Here is a 17,403-nt window from a genome sequence, read left to right as displayed (position 1 = left end):
AGAGCGGTGTCCGAATGGGTAGGCTGACTCAAAGCTGGGCATTGTTGAACGGGGTTTGGGGGGATCAGTGATGCCGCACTCTACAAGCCGGGAGCGAGCCAATCCTATTGGGCGGCAACGAGCAGACGCGCGTCAAGGCACGTCGCCAAGATCCGGAGCCTCGGCGAATGCGACTGATCAACGCCCGGACGTCTGCATCCTCAGTCTCAACTACCCCCCTGAACCAACGGGTATTGCCTCTTACACCGGAGCGTTGGCCGCCGGTCTGACAGCAGCCGGGTACGCGGTCGAAGCTCACGTGGCACATCCGCACTATCCCGAATGGTCGATTCACGAGGGATACGGTCAGTGGACGAGCGCCGAGCAGCTTGACGGGGTTTCGGTTCTACGCAGGCTCCACTATGTGCCGCAACCGCCACGTGGTCTTCGACGTCTGCTGTCGGAGTTGAGTTTCGGCGTGCGGTTGGTTCTCTCCAGATGGTCCGGCCCCCGGGTAGTCATTGCGCTATCCCCCCCTCTGTTCGCCACTGCATTGACTGTTCTGCGTCTTCGATTGACACCTCGGCGGCCGCGCTTGATCGTGTGGGTGCAAGATATCTACTCGTTGGGTTTGGCCGAGACGGGGGAAGGCGGCGAACTCGTTCGGGTTGTGACCGGCCGGGTCGAAGCCCATACGCTCCGCGCAGCGGATCGGGTTGTCGTACTCCACCAACGGTTCGCCGACTTCCTGGTACGTGAGCTTGGGGTCTCGCCGTCACGCATTGTCGTGCTGCGCAACTGGACCCATCTCCGGCCGTCGGAAGAGGTCGACGCATCTTCGGCGAAAGCTGCGCTCGGCTGGCCGAATGACATGACGCTTGCCGTTCACACTGGCAACATGGGCGCCAAGCAGGCCCTCGAAAATGTCGTCGACGCAGCCCGAATCGCGGACGAAAGGGGTGCACCAGTGCACTTCATCCTCGTCGGGGACGGCGGGGAACGGCGCAGCTTGGAACACTACGCTGCTGGAGTGTCACGGATTTCGTTCGTAGATCCGCTCGACGATGCAGAGTATCGGCTTGCACTCGGCGCGGCAGACGTGCTTCTCGTCAACGAAAAACCCGGAGTTTCGGCGATGGCGATGCCCTGCAAGCTGACGTCCTACTTCGACGCCGGCCGTCCGGTAGTCGCCGCCACCGACTTGGATGGAATCACCGCATCGGAAATCGCTGAAGCGGGCGCTGGCGTGGTTGTGCATGCCGGTGATCCCGCCGAACTCCTTGACGCTGTGTTGTCGATGGCTGCCGACCCCGAAACCGCTGGGCGGTATGGGTTGAATGGCCGGCGTCATCGAGAACGAGTCTTGGATGAGCGAATCGCTATCGAGAACTGGACAGCTCTGATCGACTCCGTCGCCGCGGGCAGGGAAACGCCATGATGATCCGGTCCCAGGTCGATGCGCTAGGCACCACGTAAGCTACCAACATTGGCTCGGTACCAGGCGACGGTCCGCTCAAGTCCTTCGCGCAACCCGATGTTGGACACCCAGCCAGCATTCTTCAGTCTTGAGACGTCCAGTAGCTTTCGGGGTGTCCCGTCGGGCTTGGTTGTGTCCCAATCAGTCTCGCCGGTGTAGCCGACGACGGATGCGACCGTATCTGCAATCTCCCGAATTGTTTCGTCGGTTCCAGTTCCCACATTGACGTGCCCGGGTGCGTCGTAACGCTCGAGCAGGTACAAGCAGGCGTCGGCCAGATCGTCGACATGAAGAAACTCGCGTCGCGGAGTCCCAGTACCCCAGTTGGTCACCGATGCTGTTCCCGATGCACGCGCTTCGTCGTAACGCCGGATGAGCGCTGGCAGCATATGGGAGCTGTCCGGTGAGAAGTTGTCATTGGGGCCGTAAAGACTTGCCGGCATGGCCGAAAGCCACGGGAGCCCGTATTGCCGCCGCACCGCATCTACGTTGAGTATGCCTGCGATCTTCGCTATCGCGAACGCATCATTGGTCGACTCGAGAGCACCGGTGAGTAGTGCCTCCTCACGAATCGGCTGTTCGGCGAACTTCGGATATATACACGACGAACCCAGAAACAGCAGCCGCTCCACACCGACCTTCAACGCAGCGTCGATGACGTTGACTTGTATGCGTACGTTGTCGCTGAGATAGTCAACGGGATAGGTTCTGTTGGAGAGGATTCCACCGACTTTTGCAGCAGCGAGCACGACGTACCGCGGTTGGCAGTCGGCAAAGAACTCGAAGACGGCGTCGCGGTTTCGCAGGTCAAGCTCCGCCGACCGCTTGCCGATGACGTTGTCGAAGCCCTCCGTGCGGAGCTTTCGAACCATCGCGGAGCCCACGAGCCCACAGTGCCCAGCGATGAAGAATCTCGCACCACGGTCGAGGTCATGGGGTGAGTAGCTGACGGCGGTACTCAATGCCGGCCAACCTGGATCCCACTGGGCGTACTCCACCAATCCAGTTGGACCTTGTCGATCCATGCATCGCCCGCATGCTCAAGCGCTTCCATATCGGCGTCGACCATGAGGCGCGCAAGTTCGGCTCCATCTACCGAAGGCTCCCAGCCAAGTTCGGTGCGTGCTCGGTGCGAATCACCGATCAGCTCGTCAACCTCGGTCGGGCGGAGGTAGCGGGTGTCGAACCTGACGTGATCCTCCCAGTTGAGCCCCGCATGGTCGAAGGCGATCTTGAGGAACTCGCGCACAGTCATGCCCACTCCAGTCGCGAGGACATAATCGTTCGGCTCGTCTGCCTGCAACATCCGCCACATGCCCTCGACATACTCAGGTGCGTAGCCCCAGTCGCGAACCGCTTCGAGGTTCCCCATATAGATGCAGTCCTGCAGGCCGGCCCTTATCGCGGCGACAGCACGTGTGATCTTTCGAGTCACGAATGTTTCTCCGCGGCGCGGTGATTCGTGATTGAAGAGTATGCCGTTGACCGCGAACAAGTCGTAGGCCTCGCGGTAATTCCTAGTGACCCAGTAGCTGTACAACTTCGCGGCAGCATAGGGAGAGCGCGGCTGGAAAGTCGTTTGCTCATCCTGCGGCGGAGGCGCAGCGCCGTACAGTTCCGATGACGACGCTTGGTAGAAGCGGGTGTTGATTCCCGACAGGCGCACCGCCTCCAACATGCGGATTGTGCCCGTCCCCGTCGTGTCGGCTGTGTGCTCAGGCTCGTCGAAAGACACCCGCACATGTGACTGTGCCGCAAGGTTGTAGACCTCGTCTGGGTGAAGATCGGCGAGCAGCGTTACCAAACGGACGCCATCACTGAGGTCTCCGTAATGGAGGAACAGCTTTGCGCCAGGCGCGTGCGGATCTACGTAGAGGTGGTCGATTCGTGCGGTGTTGAACGTGGAGGCGCGCCGAATGATCCCATGGACTTCGTAGCCCTTGCTCAGCAACAGCTCTGCCAAGTACGAGCCGTCTTGCCCGGTGATGCCGGTAACCAAAGCTCGCTTGCTCATTGGTTCATCTTTAGAGTCTTGGCCGCCTCGCAATACGGCAACCCGGCCTCAGCCGTAGACGCCAATAGCGCCAATAGCGCCAATAGCGCCAATGCAAATATCCCCATGAAGCCCCCCAGCGGCCCCCGCCGCGTCCCCGAACTAATCAACAAGCCTGATGTCGAAACCTCGCCGACACCTGCTCCGATTCGGACAGTAGCAGCAGAAGACCTGATAGGTGGCGGATCAACATCTGTTGATCCGGTGAGTTGTCGCTCGCGGCCCGTCGGTCACGGGTTGAGCGCGTCCCGCGGGTCTTTGCCGGTCCGCCCGAACCTTGCAGCGACGACAGCGCGCATACGTCGCCGCACCGGCAAGTCGAATCCGTACGATATGGCTGTTGCAATTGCAATCGCGACTACAGCTGCCACCGCCACAGCACCGAGTTGCGGCACCCTCCATGCCGCAAGCGCCAGCAAGATCACGTATCCGACGTTCTGGTGTACGAGGTACACGGGATACGACAGCTCTCCAAGGTAATTGGACACGGGGCGGACTCGGTCGGGAAGCTTCACGTAGAGCGCACCAAGGGTGAGAAATGTGGCGACGATCAGCACTGGTACGACCGATAGATCGCCAGGCGCGATGACACAAAATGCGGCAACGATGACCAGAACCGGGAGCAGCCACCGCCCAGTCTTGTGACCGATGTTCAGTGCGATTCCAACCAGGAACATCGGCATCCAGTACGCGATTCCGCCAAGGATCTCGGTCACCGGGTTGCCCGGGGTCAGAAAGTGGGCCGCGCGGACGCCGAGATCCACCGCGAGCCAAGCGAACAGCGTGACGAACAGCCAGCGGTCGCTGAGTGCCCGAGAGCGGGCCAGCAACCCGATGACGACGTAGAAAGAAAGCTCAACAGCGAGCGTCCAATAAGCACCGTCGACGTAGGGGACGTTGAAGAATCCCTCGAGCATGGTCAGGTTGAACAATCCGACAGGCAGGGTGGTCTGACGACCAGGCAGGCCGAACACCGCCACCACGGTGAAGGTGATGATCACTGCGACCCAGTAGGCGGGATAGAGCCGAATCGCCCGATTAGCAAAGAACGGGCCCGAAGCAGTCCCCCGCACAGAGTCGAAAATGACGAATCCCGAGATGATGAAGAAGAGCTGCACACCGTACTGGCCCCAGACGAACCACGGATGCGACGGGCCAAGTTCGGAGTAGAGGTGCGGACCGCGATGAAGGTAGTGGTACGCGACAACGGCGAGTGCCGCCAGGCCACGCAGCCCGTCGAGCGCCCACAAACGACGTCGCTCCGGCATCATTGCGCCTTTCTGGTCGAGCGACCGAAGTTGGGCATGGCAACGGCTGCCTTTGTGCTGATGCCGGCCCCCCCAGTCCGAGGGCGTCAGGATAACCGAGCACCGCCCGGCGCGGCTCGGCTCGCGCGAAAGTCATCGGGGATGGTCCGCAGAGCCACGCGGGACAGCTCTGTCACGCAGCTTCTTGCAATGTTTGGCTACGTCGACATCCACGAGCAATCTGCAGAGTATGGTGATCCGCGACAGTTCGTGCCCTGGGGGGGAAGTCGACTAATGACGTGGGAAACAAACCAGATTGAACCGTGGTTCGATCACGAGGAACTCGACGCCACTGCGGGTTGCATAAGGGATCGCTGGCTCACCGAAGGCCCGCAGGCGGCTAAGTTCCTCGCTCAGATTCAGGAACAAACAGGCGCACGCCACGCGGTCTTGGCGCCCAACGGCACGCTTGGTTTGTTTCTCGGGTTGTTGGCTGCCGACTTGCCACGCGATAGCGAGATCCTGATACCGGCCTTTACGTTCTACGCTTCGGCCTCGGCAGCCGTATTCGCAGGACTGACACCGGTATTCGTCGATGCAGACCCGCTGACGTTCAACCTCGATATCAGTGCTCTCGAGTCCTTGGTGACCGAGCGGACAAGGGCAATCATGCCGGTTCACGTCTACGGCCACAGCCCAGCCCTCGATGAAGTCTGCGCCTTCGCCGCCAAGCACAATCTCGTCGTTATCGAGGACGCCGCCCAGGCGTATGGCGTGACCTATCGAGGTCGCCACGCAGGAACCTGGGGCGACCTTGGAGTCATTTCGTTCTTCTCCGACAAGACGATCACCACGGGCGAAGGCGGAGTGGTGCTGACGAACGACACTGCCCTCTACGAAAAGCTTCGTCTGCTCAGGAACCAGGGGCGCCCGCACAGTGGCACCTTCATCCACGACAGTCTCGGGATGAACTTCCGGATCACCGACCTTCAGTGCGCCGTGGGAAATGCACAACTGAAGAAGCTGCCGCAGATTGTTGCGCGGAAACGTGAGAACCACGATCGCTACGTGGCCAACCTCGGTGGCCTGCCCGGTTTGCGCTGGCTCCAAGTGCAACCCGGCTCTACCCACGTGCCCTTCCGGTTCGCGATGGTGAGCGAACGCCAGAAGAAGGTGGTCGCTGCACTCGAGGAAAACGGCATCCAAACCCGAGGGTTCTTCTATCCACTGCATATGCAGCCGGCCCTGCGTCGGTATGCTCGCGGGCCGCTGCCGGTAGCCGAGGAATTGGCCACGAATGGCATATGCCTTCCCGTGCACCAAGAACTCACCATGGCGCGTATCGACGAGATCTGCGAAATCATCCACGACGTCCATAGCGAGCCGTAAGGGGTCGCGGCTCGCATACGACTGCACCGCGCTGCGGCGACGATCTTCTCTGGGGGGTAACAACATGCGGTGGAAACACGAGCTGCGTCACGTCGTTCAGCGTTTTGGACTCGACATCGTTCGCTACCCGCTACACGATCCGCTCGCCCGCACAGTCAAGCTCCTCGAACATCATCACATCGACTGTGTGGTCGACGTCGGTGCCAATGACGGTGGGTTTGCAACCTCGATTCGTCGGCTCGGGTATGCCGGGCGCATCATCTCGTTCGAGCCGCTGCGGAGACCCTTTGAATCCCTCGACCGCAAGGCTGCTGCGGACCCGAACTGGGACACCCATCGATGCGCCATTGGCGATACCAATGGCGAGGTGACGATCAACGTCTCCGCCGACGCCGGACTGTCGAGCTCTGTGCTGCCGATGCTGCAAAGTCACACCGACGCTGCACCCCAATCCCGTCATGTGAGCACCGAGACGGTTTCCCAGAAGCGGCTCGATCAGGTGCTTCCCACGTTGAGGGTCGGCCCAACCCATCGCACTTTTCTCAAAGTCGACGTCGAGGGCTACGAGTCTGCGGTCCTGGATGGCGCTTCAGACCTGTTGGCTGCCGGCGGAATCGTCGGGCTTCAACTGGAGCTGTCATTGGTGCCGCTCTATGAAGGGGCAATGAAGTACCGGGAGGGGCTCGATCGCGCGGAAGGTCTCGGTATGACGTTGATGGGCCTTGACGCCGTCTTCGCCGACCCAGAATCAGGACAGTTGCTGCAGGCCGATGCGGTGTTCTTCGCTGATCAACCGACGGGTCAGCGGCGCCTCCGATGAGTGTCAGGGCTGCGAACCAGGTGCGGCTGACACTTGTTGGCCCGCTGCCGCCGCCTATTCATGGGCAATCGGTGGCGATGAGCCATATGGTTTCCCAGCTCGCACCGCACTTTGCCCAGATGCGAGTGGTGAATACGTGCGAGGGTACGGCCCACGGGTGGCGTCGTACTGCTGTAAAGCTTGGCCGAGCCCTGGGTTCGTGGTGGTCGACGATGCGTGCAGATGCCGTGTACATCGCGGTCAAGGCCGACCACGGCATGTGGCTGACCGCCGTAGCAGCGGCGTTGGCCCGCCTGACTGGGGCCCGCGTGTTTCTTCATCACCATTCGTATGCCTATGTGAGGGAACGCAAGTTTCGGATGGTCGTCCTGACGTTCGCTGCCGGATCGCGAGCGCGCCACATCGTGCTGTCCGAATCCATGGCGCACCAACTGACTCAAGTGATGCCAGAAATCCTCGAGCCGCTCATTGTCGGTAACGCCGGCCTGATAGACCGGTCTCTGACGGAACTGTCACTCAAGCCCGATCGGACCGACCCGGTACTGGGCCATCTGAGCGACCTGAGCTTGGAAAAGGGCATCGGCGAAGTCGTCGATCTTGCTGTGGCACTTCATAAATCAGGCACTCCAGCCCGGCTGATCGTCGGTGGACCTTCTGTCGAGGGCGAGTCGCGATACCACCTTGATCGCGCCGCCGCCGAGCTCGGCGACCTGTTCGAATACCGGGGGCTCCTAACCGGCGAATCGAAACATGCTTTCTACCAGGATATTACGCACTTCGTCTTCCCTTCTCGGTATGCTCACGAGGCAGTTCCGCTGGTCCTCTATGAGGCAATGGCCGCTGGCGCAGTGTGCCTTGCAACGCAGCAGGGGGCCATACCTGACCAGTTGAACGGGAGCCCTTGCCTACTCGCGCGAAGTGTCGAGTCTTTCAGCGGGGAAGCGCTGGCGTACATTGCCGGCACCCCAGTCTCCACTGCGATCTCAAGAGAATGCAGGCAGGCTTACCTGAAGGCGCTGTCAGAGTCCGAGCAACAGCTCAAACACCTCATTGATCTTCTCGATCAGCAGCAGTGGTGAAACGGCGAGTCCGCAGGATCTCCCACGACCGATTGTTCACGCGCATACCGCGAGCGAGTTCCGCGCGAATCCCCCAACGCCCCTTGCTTCCCGCTCCTCGATCTGAAACGAGCGCCTGGCATCAGACCTAATTGGTTAGTTCACTCCATGACTGCAGGCCTGTTTTCTCGCGGAGTTGATGAAGCTCATGGTCGTCCAGTTCAGGTTTGGGAACCCATCCGGCGGGCTTGCGAGCGACCATCGACCAGGTATCCCGTGTCGAAGGCAGAAGTCGGCTCAGTGCCAGGTATACCCCCCGCAACCGAGGCGGCACCCTGTTGAGCATGTGATGGGCGCCATGCAACTCGATGATCTCAAGCCCAAGAGCCTCCGCAAGAGCGACGCAGTCCCCACCGGTGTACTCCCGTACGGGCCCACGCCACCCGCCCGGATACCAGTAGTACAGCTCGTATCGCGGGTTGTTGGTCCTGCCGAAGAGCACCGCGAGCCGCTTTCGGAGGTTCACATGGTTCGGAACGGTGGCGAACAGATAGCCTCCGTCGCGAACACGCTTGAGAAGCTCGATGAGTAGATACCGTGGCGAGTCATGCAGTTCCTCGAGGACATCGTGAAGCATCACCATGTCGAATTGACCTGTGGCAGGCACACTCTCGAGCCCGAGCGTGCTGTACTCGATGTTCATGTCCGCCGCGAAGTCAAAGATGGCCTGTCGGGCGTTTCCGCGTTTATGCCACTCGTCGGCCAGATCGTCGACAGCGGTGCACTTGTATCCGAGGACGGCAAGGATGGCGGTCTTATCGGCAGGCCCAGCGCCGAAGTCAAGAAGACGCGATCCCGGGGGAAGATAGCGGGCGACCGTTTGGGCGATCGTCAGATGCCCGTTGAGGGCCGGGTCGAAGTAACCACGAAACGGAAAACGTTCGACCACCCGTGCCGAAGCACTTTCCAATTCAACCTTGGAAAACTGCATTCAACTGCCCCGCCCGATTCTCTCCAAGAACCCGGGTGCCCGGGCCTGCCAACGGCAATCGATCGCGAGACCCACCCCGCCCCTCGGTCAGGTTATACCACTGCGCCCTGCGGTCGGGAGAGTTCGCATCGCGACGCGTTGTCCCCGGGTTGCATAAGCGGTACGGTTTCGTGCTCGCCGTCGTGCGTGCAGAGACGGACCGCTGAAAGCGCAGTTCGACTGCGTTTGAGACCATCAACCAGGCGTCACCGCACCCACCATTTCGACCAAGGATCTGCTGTGCACTTGTTGTTCGTGTGTACCGGGAACATCTGTCGGTCCCCCACGGCCGAGCGCCTTGCCGCTGCCTATGGCGCTGCGCTGCAGATCCCAGATTTCAGCACATCCAGCGCCGGAACCCGCGCAGTAGTCGCCCAGCCGATTCATCCGCTCGCGGCTCGGGTGCTTGAAGACCTCGGGGGCGACGCAAGCAACTTCGCCGCGCGACGACTAACACCGCGAATCGCATCGGAAGTCGATCTGGTGATCGCGATGACCAGGGCACATCGCGACGCTGTCCTAGAAATCGCGCCGCACCGGCTTCACCGGACCTTCACCCTCAGTGAAGCCGCACGCATCGCGCTCGACCATGATCCCCGGAACATCTCAGAGCTGACCGCGCTCCGGCCGCACCTGACCGGGTACGCGCTTCCCGATATTCCAGACCCGATAGGTCAAGGACCTGAGTTTTTTGCGACAGTCGGCTCACAAATCGCCGATCTGCTGCCACCGATCCTCCTCCTGTGCCAACGGATGTCGGCCTCAGCACCCGATTAGTGTGCGAAATGAGTCTTCTGGATGGACTGGGGCGTGGATCAATTCAGCAGTTTGCAACCCAGCGTTGCCGTACCTGTCTAGATCCCTGGGGGATGTCGCGGGGCGGGAAGCCTGCCGGGCCGGCACTACACAACCGAGGCTGAAAGGAGAAGCCTGGGGGGCGGTTGCCGAATCGTTACGATTCCCCACGAACGCGGCACAAGTCGTGAGATCATCGCAACGGGTCAAAAGAACGTTCTTGCTGAAAAGCCGAGAACGTCGGGGGAGTATTTAGTGTTGGGGGACACATGACGCTGGCATTTCGGCAGCTGGAGTCTTCAGCAAGCATCTATCGAGTCCCGAAGGCAACTTCGGAATGGCAGCAGACGTACGCTCGCCGGCTGCTGGTAATCGATTCACTTAGTGTCATACTCGCAGTTGGGCTCGCTCAGTGGCTGCGGTTCGGCGGGTTAACTAGTACCGAACACAAATATGTGTACCCGAACTACATCATCGTGTCACTAGCTATCGCGACCAGTTGGTTGTTGGCGCTTTCAATTAATCACTCTCGATCACCGCGCATATTGGGCTCCGGCGCTGAGGAATACCGCCGCGTTTGGATTGCGACACTTGCAGTGTTCGGCGGTGTGGCAATTGTGTCGATGCTGTTGAAATTGGAAATAGCTCGCGGCTATCTGATGATCGCGCTGCCCACCGGCATCGCATTTCTTGGCGGGTCCCGCTGGGTGATGCGGCGAATCGTCGTCAAGGCACGGCAAAAGTATGGCCGCTACATCACCCGCGTCCTGGTGGTCGGCAACTCCTCGGCTGTGCGCGATTTCGCCCGGTCGCTAGCGCGAGAGCCATGGTCCGAATACGAGGTGGTGGGCGCGTGCATTCCGGGCCTGAACGGGCGCACAGAACTCACGGTTCCGGGTGTCGGCTCCATTCCCACCTTCGGAGATGAGTCCAACATCGTTGGCGCTGTGACCGCGACAAAGAGTCAGGCGGTAGCTGTAACGGCTACCGAACGACTGGACGGTCGCGGGCTGCGAGATCTCTCCTGGGATCTGGAGAAGCTCAATGTCGACCTCCTCGTCTCGCCTGGCGTAGTTGATGTTGCGGGCCCCCGCCTGCAGATTCGACCTGTTGCAGGCCTACCGCTAATCCACGTCGAGAAGCCCCAGTATCACGGTGCAAAGCGCTTTCAGAAGCGGACCTTCGACATCCTGTTCTCCAGCTTGGTTTTGTTCTGTGGAGTCCCACTCCTGGCCGCTGTCGCCCTCGCCGTCAAGTTGACCAGCAGGGGGCCGATCTTCTACCGGCAGGAACGTATCGGGCTCAATGGTCAGCCGTTCGAGATGATCAAGTTCCGCACGATGGTTGACGGGGCGGATCAGATGCTCGACGAGGTCATCGACATGAACGAAAGCGGAGGCGGCGTCCTGTTCAAGATCCGCACCGACCCGCGCGTTACGCCCGTTGGCCGATTCTTGCGCAAGTACAGTCTCGATGAGCTGCCGCAGTTCCTCAATGTTCTCAAACGCGACATGAGCGTCGTCGGGCCTCGGCCTTCACTTCGAAGTGAGGTCAAGTCGTATGACGACTACGCAAAGCGCCGCCTCCTAGTACGCCCCGGCATCACCGGTCTGTGGCAGGTGAGCGGACGCTCAGACCTGTCTTGGGAGGATTCGGTACGGCTCGATCTGTTCTACGTGGAGAACTGGTCAATGATCGCCGACCTCCTGATCTCCGTTAAGACACTCAAGGCGGTGTTCGGTCACGGCGGCGCGTACTGAGCAAGTTGCTTCCCCGCTCGGGTAAGCGACCAAGACGTGGCCGGCATCGCGAACTCGCGACATAGGCCCACCCGCCTTTGCGTCGACGGATTCGTACAGGTCTACTTCACTCGCGGTGTGCTGACCCGGGGCGCTGCGGCGGAATCACTCCGAGCTTTGGCTGTCCCGGGGTCTGACCATCGCGCATTGATCTCGACGATCCGAATACCGCGCAGCCCGCACTGAAACCGCGCTCGATCAAGCCGGCCCGAGCGGAGTTGTCCGCACCGACGCCCAGGCTGAGGGAGTACTGAATTATGTCGAGAAGAGTGCGCATGGCATTGCTGGCCGTGTTAACGGTCGGACTACTCGCTCTTGCCGTCGCCGGGGTAGTTGCGCGGGCCAGGCCGATCTCCAACGTCCTTGATCTAGTCCTCGCCAACGGTTCGCCGTACCTGACGCTCGCGGCGGTTGCGGGCTTGGTCGTGGCTGCGTCCTGCAGGCGCAGGCTTCTTTCGGTCCTCGCCGTGACGGTCGTAGCGGGGAGTCTGACCGTACAGGCCTCCTGGTACTACCTGAGCCATCTACCGAACTCTGTGAACGAGCACCACAACCTACGGGTCCTCTCGTCGAACCTTCGCTACGGACGGGCTGACCCCTCGTGCCTCGTTGGGCTGGCTGAGGACAGCGCCGACGTGATCACCGTCTCAGAGTTGACTTCAGAGGCGGTACAACGCTTCACGCAAGCCGGAATCGACACGACATTCCCCTACTCGCTACTGAACCCCGCTCCCGGTGCCGGGGGAATCGGCATATGGAGTCGCTATCCACTTATGCCCCTTTCGCCGCCACGACACCGGGGGGTATCAATGCCTGCCGTACGGCTCCAGATCCCTGGCCTCGCAACAGAACCCATCCTCGCCAGCATCCACGTCTACTCACCCGTTGCCGGCGACACGAACACCGTGCCACAGTGGCGCAGCGGAATGGCCGGAGCCAAGGCACAATTGGACAACTTCGCCCGAGCAGCGGGCCCAGGGTCAGTCATCATCGGCGGTGACTACAACAGCACACCTGACATGCGCCAGTTCCGCGATCTGCTGACCGACGGATACAGCGACGCCGTCGACCAGCTCGGTGCGGGCTTCTCGCCGACGTTCCCGTCGAACCGGTGGTATCCACCCCTGATCACCATCGATCACATCCTGACCCGCAATGGCACGGCGTCGGCGATCCACACCGTCGAGGTTCCGGGCTCCGACCATCGCGCGTTGCTCGCGACCATCCAAGTACCGACCGGGTAGGCGGACCGCTTCGTACACGGCGAAGCACTTTCGGCTTGCGTCGTTGATGTGATTGCTATTCGACGGCCGCCTCCGGTAGCCCCGCCGGGCCCACCGCTGCCGCAGCGGATCGGCATCCACCGGAGGCACGCCGACTCGCAGCACCTCCACAGATGTCTCGCAGCACCGCCACAGATGTTGTGACAGCGCAGATTCGGGACCAAGGCCACGCCATGTGCACGCGAGGGGGCCTCCTCGCTATCGACGTCGAGAGCCCGATCGAGCCCGGGAGCACGCCCTCTCGCACTAAACACGTGGACCAGCAAATTAATGCGAAAGAACGCCGATCCAACTGTCGTTACCGGGCAGCAGAGAATTTACAAACTTTGCGCTTGAAAGTAGGTATTTGCGTTTGACAGCACCCGGGCCTTCTGACACGATCTCACCAGCTCAAGCCCTTATCCAGATGTTTTTGCACGGCCGATAGTTGGGGGTCTCAAATGACTACTGCAGTCGCAGCCAATTTCGCTACCAAGTTCCAGGTGGGGACTGCGGCCGTGGTGCTGGCCACCGCTGCCGTGATCACGCCGACGGTCGCTCACGCAGCGGGAATCGGCGACTCGGTCTCGGGAGCTATCAGTTCGGTCGTCATTCCCAGTGCTGCGGCGTCCGCGACGACCGTGTGCACCCCGGGAGATGTGGGCTGCTATCTCGTTGAATCGGTCGTCGCCGGGGTGCAGACCTTCGTCCGCGGAACAGTAACCTTCATCGGAAACATCGCCTATGTCCTCGTGGACGGCACCGCTCAGCTGTTGAAGCTGGTGGCCACAACTGTCGGCGGTCCGATCGGTGACTTCTTCAGCAACGTGAGCGACGGTGTCAGTGCCTTCGGCACCTCCATCGCCCTGGCGTTCCATGCCGGCCCCTACCAAACTGCCGGCTAGCTCAATCTCACCGGAATCATTCGCCAGTTGGCGCCACCCGCGCCCGCTGGAGATTCGGTTCTTCAGAGTCAGCTATCGCGACTGCTGTCTGCTGTCGTCCAGCGTAGACCGCACGGGAGCACGGGGAATGTACTGAGTGGGTCTCTTTTCACGGCATCGGTCCAGTAGCGACTCGAACGATAGCGACACGACTTTGCTCGACGCCGATGAGCAGCCCTGGTTCAGGAGCCGCAAGGTTGCATGGGCGGGTCTTGGGATCCTCGTCGTGCTCATCGCGTTCGGCTGCTGGCTCGGTTTCCAAGCGCAGGCAGCCAAGACCCACCTCGACCAGGCGCGCAGCGCTGCGCAGCAGAGCAAAGATGCACTGCTGCAGGGTGATACGGCCAATGCGTCACGGTTTGCAGCTGATGCGCAGTCTCACGCGCAGGCCGCCCGGGACGCGGCGCACTCCCTCCCCTGGAACATCGCTTCCGCGGTGCCGTGGTTGGGCAGCCCTTTCGAGACCGGCCAACAGATCACCGATGTGGTGCTGGGACTGGCGGCCAACGTGTTGAAACCCACCGCGGATGCCGGCACGAGCGTGGCGCCGAAGCAACTGCTCGCCGACGGCCGACTCGACGTACAGGCACTTCGCAACGAAGCGCCGATTCTGGCCAAGATCGCCGCAAACGCAGCGCGGATTAGCGCTGAGGCACAAGCGATTGCGGATCCGCACTATGTTTCGGCGCTGGGTGAAGCCCGGACGAAACTACAAGCGCAGACTGCCGAAATCTCCCAACTGGTGGGCAACACCGCTGTCGCGGCGCGTGTAGCACCGGCGCTCATGGGTGCCGACGGCCCCCGCACCTACTTCATGGGATTCCAAACCAATGCCGAGGCCCGAGGCACCGGGGGGCTCCTCGGCGGATTTGGAATTCTGCGATTCGACAATGGCAAGCCCACAGTGGACACGCTGGGCCGCAACACCGAGCTCGATAAGCCCTTCACACCGATGTCTCTTGGCCCAGACTTCGACCAGCAGTACGGGTTCACCCATCCGACTACCGATTTCCGTAACAGCAACCAGAGTTCCCACTTCCCATACGCAGCCCAGATCTGGCAGTCGATGTGGGAACAACAGTCGGGAATGAAAGTCGACGGTGTTGTCGCCATCGACCCCGTCGCACTCAGCTATATCCTCGAGGCCACCGGGCCTGTCGTGATGCCGGACGGCGAGACGGTGGCGGAGAACAACGTCGTCGAGTTGACCGAGTCGACCGTCTACACACGTTTTCCCACAGATCAATCCGCGCGCAAGCAGTATCTGCAGGAGGTTGCTTCCGCGGTAGTCAAGAAGATCAGCGCGCCGGTACAGTCGGCGCGCAAGTTGTTCGACGCCTTGGGCCGTGCGATCAGCGAGCGCCGCATCTCGGTCTGGAGCTCGTCACCTGCCGACCAGAAGCTGCTTGAAGAGACTCCCCTGGCCCACGTGATTCCAGATGATCCAGCACCCTACGCGGAAGTCGTCATCAACAATCTGGGCGGCAACAAGATGGACTACTACTTGAATCGACAGATCGAGTACGTCGCTGACGGTTGCGATGGAGATAACCGGATGTCGACCGTCACGGTTCGGTTGACCAACACACTCTCGGATCCGTCGGGACTACCGGATTACGTCGCCGGGAAATTGGGGTTCTTTCCTGCTCTCGCAGAAAACATCCCGAGGGGCGCGATGCTGAGCTCGGTACGCCTGCTCGCCACCAAGGATGCCCAGGTCATCAGTGTTCTCGTCAACGGCAAGAGGGTTCGTGTCTTCGGCGCCAAAGAGCGCGGGCACCCCAGCTTTGAGAGTCAAGTGGCCATCGCGCCCGGAAAGACCGCGGAGATCACGTTCCGGCTCTCCGAACCCACCGCCGCTGGTGCACCGCGCGTGCCCGTTCAGCCGTTGCGCGACACCGTCATCCCGGAAGTCACGGTGCCGCAATGCTCCAAATGAATGTCCGTCACCACCCAAGATGGGTTCGTCGCACGCAGCCTGCCGACAATGCAGGTAGCCGCCGTGGAATGTTCGGTTCGGGCTCAAGCTCCTACTCAGGTAGGGCAACCGCCTGGGACGCTAGTCCGCCAATTGGAAGGGGAGCGCAATGAATCTCCAGGAGTTCATCAAAGTTCTTCGAGCGCGCTGGATTACAGTCGCCGCAGCCCTGACAGCCGCCCTGTTGGCGGCGGCCACCGTCACCCTGCTGACCACACCTCTCTACCAGGCCTCGACACGGCTCTTCGTCTCGACGTCCGCCGGTCAATCCTTGTCCGACGCCTATCAAGGCACCCTGTTCTCCCAAGAGCGGGTGTTGTCGTACACGCAGCTTCTCAAGGGTGAGACCCTGGCCAAACGCACGATCGACAAGCTCGGCCTCGACATGAAGCCCTCCGCACTGACCAAAAGGATCACAGCATCCGCCAAGCAGGACACGGTGCTCATCGATCTCCAGGTACTCGATGCCTCACCCCTCCGGGCCCGCGACATCGCCAATGCATTGTCCGACGAGTTCGTGAAGATGGTCAAAGAGCTCGAAACTCCGCCCGACGGAAGGAAACCCGACGCACGGGTGATCGTTGAGCAGCGCGCGACGATTCCCGAATCGCCCGTCGTCCCCAAGACCAGCCGCAACATCGCGTTGGGCCTGGTCGCCGGTGTGCTGTTGGGCGTGGGCCTGGCGATTCTGCGCGATCGTCTGGACAACAGCGTCAAGGACCGTGAGACGCTCGAGGACATCACCGGCGTCGGGCTGGTCGGCAACATCCCGGCTGACAAAGAACGGCGCAAGGACGCGGCGATCGCGTTCGACAAAGAGAGTTCGGGCATTTCCGAGGCTTTCCGCAAGCTTCGAACCAATCTGCAGTTCCTCGCCGTCGACAATCCGCCCCGGGTGATCCTGGTCGCCAGTTCGCTGCCGAATGAAGGTAAGTCCACGACGGCGATCAACCTGGCACTGGTGTTGGCCGAAGCAGGGCACACGGTCGTTCTGGTCGACGGCGATATGCGCAAACCGATGCTGGATAAGTACCTCAATCTGGTTGGCACAGCGGGTTTCAGCACCGTGCTCAGCGGCGCCGCCGAAATCGACGATGTTTTGCAGAAGACCGAGTTCCCCGGCTTGACGGTTCTTGCATCCGGTGCGATTCCGCCGAATCCGAGCGAACTGCTCGCGTCCCAAACCGCCAAAAGGATCTTGGGCGAGCTTCGCGAGAAGTTCGACTACGTCATTGTGGATTCTTCCCCGCTAGTCGCCGTCACAGATGCTGCCGTGCTGTCAGCCAGTGTCGACGGAGTGCTGATGATGGTGCGCTTCGGATCGACGAAGCGCGAGCAGCTCGCGCACGCAATCCGCAACCTCAGCGGCGTCGGCGCTTCCATCCTCGGAGCGGTGTTTACGATGACAGCCGCACGTGGCACCACGGCGTACAGCTATAGCTACAACTACAGCTATGGCAGCGATGGCGCGACGCTGAATGGTTCATCGGACAAGAACGGGTCGGCCGAGACTCCCGCTGATGTATCGGCCACGCCCGAGAAAGAGGCAGCAGAGTCAAAGCCCTGAGGATT

The 17,403-nt window shown here is 61.1% G+C and carries 14 protein-coding genes; 10 read left to right on the top strand and 4 right to left on the bottom strand.

Going from position 1 to position 17,403, the window contains the following annotated elements:
* Positions 1–196: 196 nt before the first annotated feature.
* The gene (locus OG976_RS17830) at positions 197–1,417 is read left to right on the top strand and encodes a glycosyltransferase family 4 protein (protein WP_328363717.1); all 1,221 of its coding nucleotides are present in this window, start codon (positions 197–199) and stop codon (positions 1,415–1,417) included.
* 23 nt (positions 1,418–1,440) lie between these two features.
* On the opposite strand, the gene OG976_RS17825 is transcribed toward OG976_RS17830, so the two are convergent.
* From OG976_RS17825 to OG976_RS17815, 3 genes are all read right to left on the bottom strand, one after another.
* Entirely contained in the window at positions 1,441–2,418 is a 978-nt protein-coding gene (locus OG976_RS17825) for a GDP-L-fucose synthase family protein (RefSeq protein WP_328351417.1), read from the bottom strand.
* Complete coding sequence (gmd, locus tag OG976_RS17820) at positions 2,415–3,470, bottom strand: GDP-mannose 4,6-dehydratase (RefSeq protein WP_328351415.1); 1,056 nt, start codon at positions 3,468–3,470, stop codon at positions 2,415–2,417. Before gmd ends, OG976_RS17825 begins: the two co-directional genes overlap by 4 nt.
* 269 nt (positions 3,471–3,739) lie before the next feature.
* A complete protein-coding gene (locus OG976_RS17815; protein ID WP_328351409.1) occupies positions 3,740–4,780 on the bottom strand; it encodes an acyltransferase family protein in 1,041 nt (346 codons plus the stop codon).
* A 186-nt stretch (positions 4,781–4,966) separates the two neighbouring features.
* On the opposite strand from OG976_RS17815, the gene OG976_RS17810 reads away from it, so the two are divergent.
* From OG976_RS17810 to OG976_RS17800, 3 genes are all read left to right on the top strand, one after another.
* Complete coding sequence (locus tag OG976_RS17810) at positions 4,967–6,145, top strand: DegT/DnrJ/EryC1/StrS family aminotransferase (RefSeq protein ID WP_328351406.1); 1,179 nt, start codon at positions 4,967–4,969, stop codon at positions 6,143–6,145.
* Positions 6,146–6,209: 64 nt separating this feature from the next.
* Positions 6,210–6,965: an FkbM family methyltransferase gene (locus tag OG976_RS17805; protein WP_328351403.1), complete on the top strand. Its 756-nt coding sequence runs from the start codon at positions 6,210–6,212 to the stop codon at positions 6,963–6,965.
* Positions 6,962–8,044 carry a glycosyltransferase family 4 protein gene (locus OG976_RS17800; protein WP_328351400.1) on the top strand — a complete coding sequence of 361 codons (1,083 nt, stop codon included), beginning with the start codon at positions 6,962–6,964 and terminating at the stop codon, positions 8,042–8,044. The genes OG976_RS17805 and OG976_RS17800 overlap by 4 nt, the downstream gene beginning before the upstream one ends.
* A 127-nt stretch (positions 8,045–8,171) precedes the next feature.
* Here the strand turns inward: OG976_RS17800 and OG976_RS17795 are convergent, their stop codons facing one another.
* Positions 8,172–9,014: a class I SAM-dependent methyltransferase gene (locus tag OG976_RS17795; RefSeq protein ID WP_328351398.1), complete on the bottom strand. Its 843-nt coding sequence runs from the start codon at positions 9,012–9,014 to the stop codon at positions 8,172–8,174.
* Between the two features lie 279 nt (positions 9,015–9,293).
* Here OG976_RS17795 and OG976_RS17790 point away from each other — a divergent pair, with 279 nt between their 5' ends.
* From OG976_RS17790 to OG976_RS17765, 6 genes are all read left to right on the top strand, one after another.
* Positions 9,294–9,830 carry an arsenate reductase/protein-tyrosine-phosphatase family protein gene (locus OG976_RS17790; RefSeq protein WP_328351396.1) on the top strand — a complete coding sequence of 179 codons (537 nt, stop codon included), beginning with the start codon at positions 9,294–9,296 and terminating at the stop codon, positions 9,828–9,830.
* Between the two features lie 287 nt (positions 9,831–10,117).
* Positions 10,118–11,608: a sugar transferase gene (locus OG976_RS17785; protein WP_328351394.1), complete on the top strand. Its 1,491-nt coding sequence runs from the start codon at positions 10,118–10,120 to the stop codon at positions 11,606–11,608.
* 296 nt (positions 11,609–11,904) lie between these two features.
* Positions 11,905–12,891 carry an endonuclease/exonuclease/phosphatase family protein gene (locus tag OG976_RS17780; protein ID WP_328351392.1) on the top strand — a complete coding sequence of 329 codons (987 nt, stop codon included), beginning with the start codon at positions 11,905–11,907 and terminating at the stop codon, positions 12,889–12,891.
* Between the two features lie 479 nt (positions 12,892–13,370).
* Positions 13,371–13,814, top strand: coding sequence for a hypothetical protein (locus tag OG976_RS17775; protein WP_328351390.1), 444 nt, complete (start codon positions 13,371–13,373; stop codon positions 13,812–13,814).
* A 193-nt stretch (positions 13,815–14,007) separates the two neighbouring features.
* On the top strand, positions 14,008–15,792 hold the full coding sequence (locus OG976_RS17770) for a DUF4012 domain-containing protein (protein WP_328351388.1): 1,785 nt from the start codon (positions 14,008–14,010) through the stop codon (positions 15,790–15,792).
* Positions 15,793–15,940: 148 nt separating this feature from the next.
* Positions 15,941–17,398 (top strand): polysaccharide biosynthesis tyrosine autokinase, encoded by a 1,458-nt coding sequence (locus OG976_RS17765; RefSeq protein WP_328351386.1) that lies wholly within the window; start codon positions 15,941–15,943, stop codon positions 17,396–17,398.
* Positions 17,399–17,403 lie beyond the last annotated feature (5 nt).

Origin of the sequence: Mycobacterium sp. NBC_00419, assembly GCF_036023875.1 — a bacterium.
Lineage (GTDB): Bacteria > Actinomycetota > Actinomycetes > Mycobacteriales > Mycobacteriaceae > Mycobacterium.
This window is presented reverse-complemented; position numbering and strand designations above follow the sequence as displayed.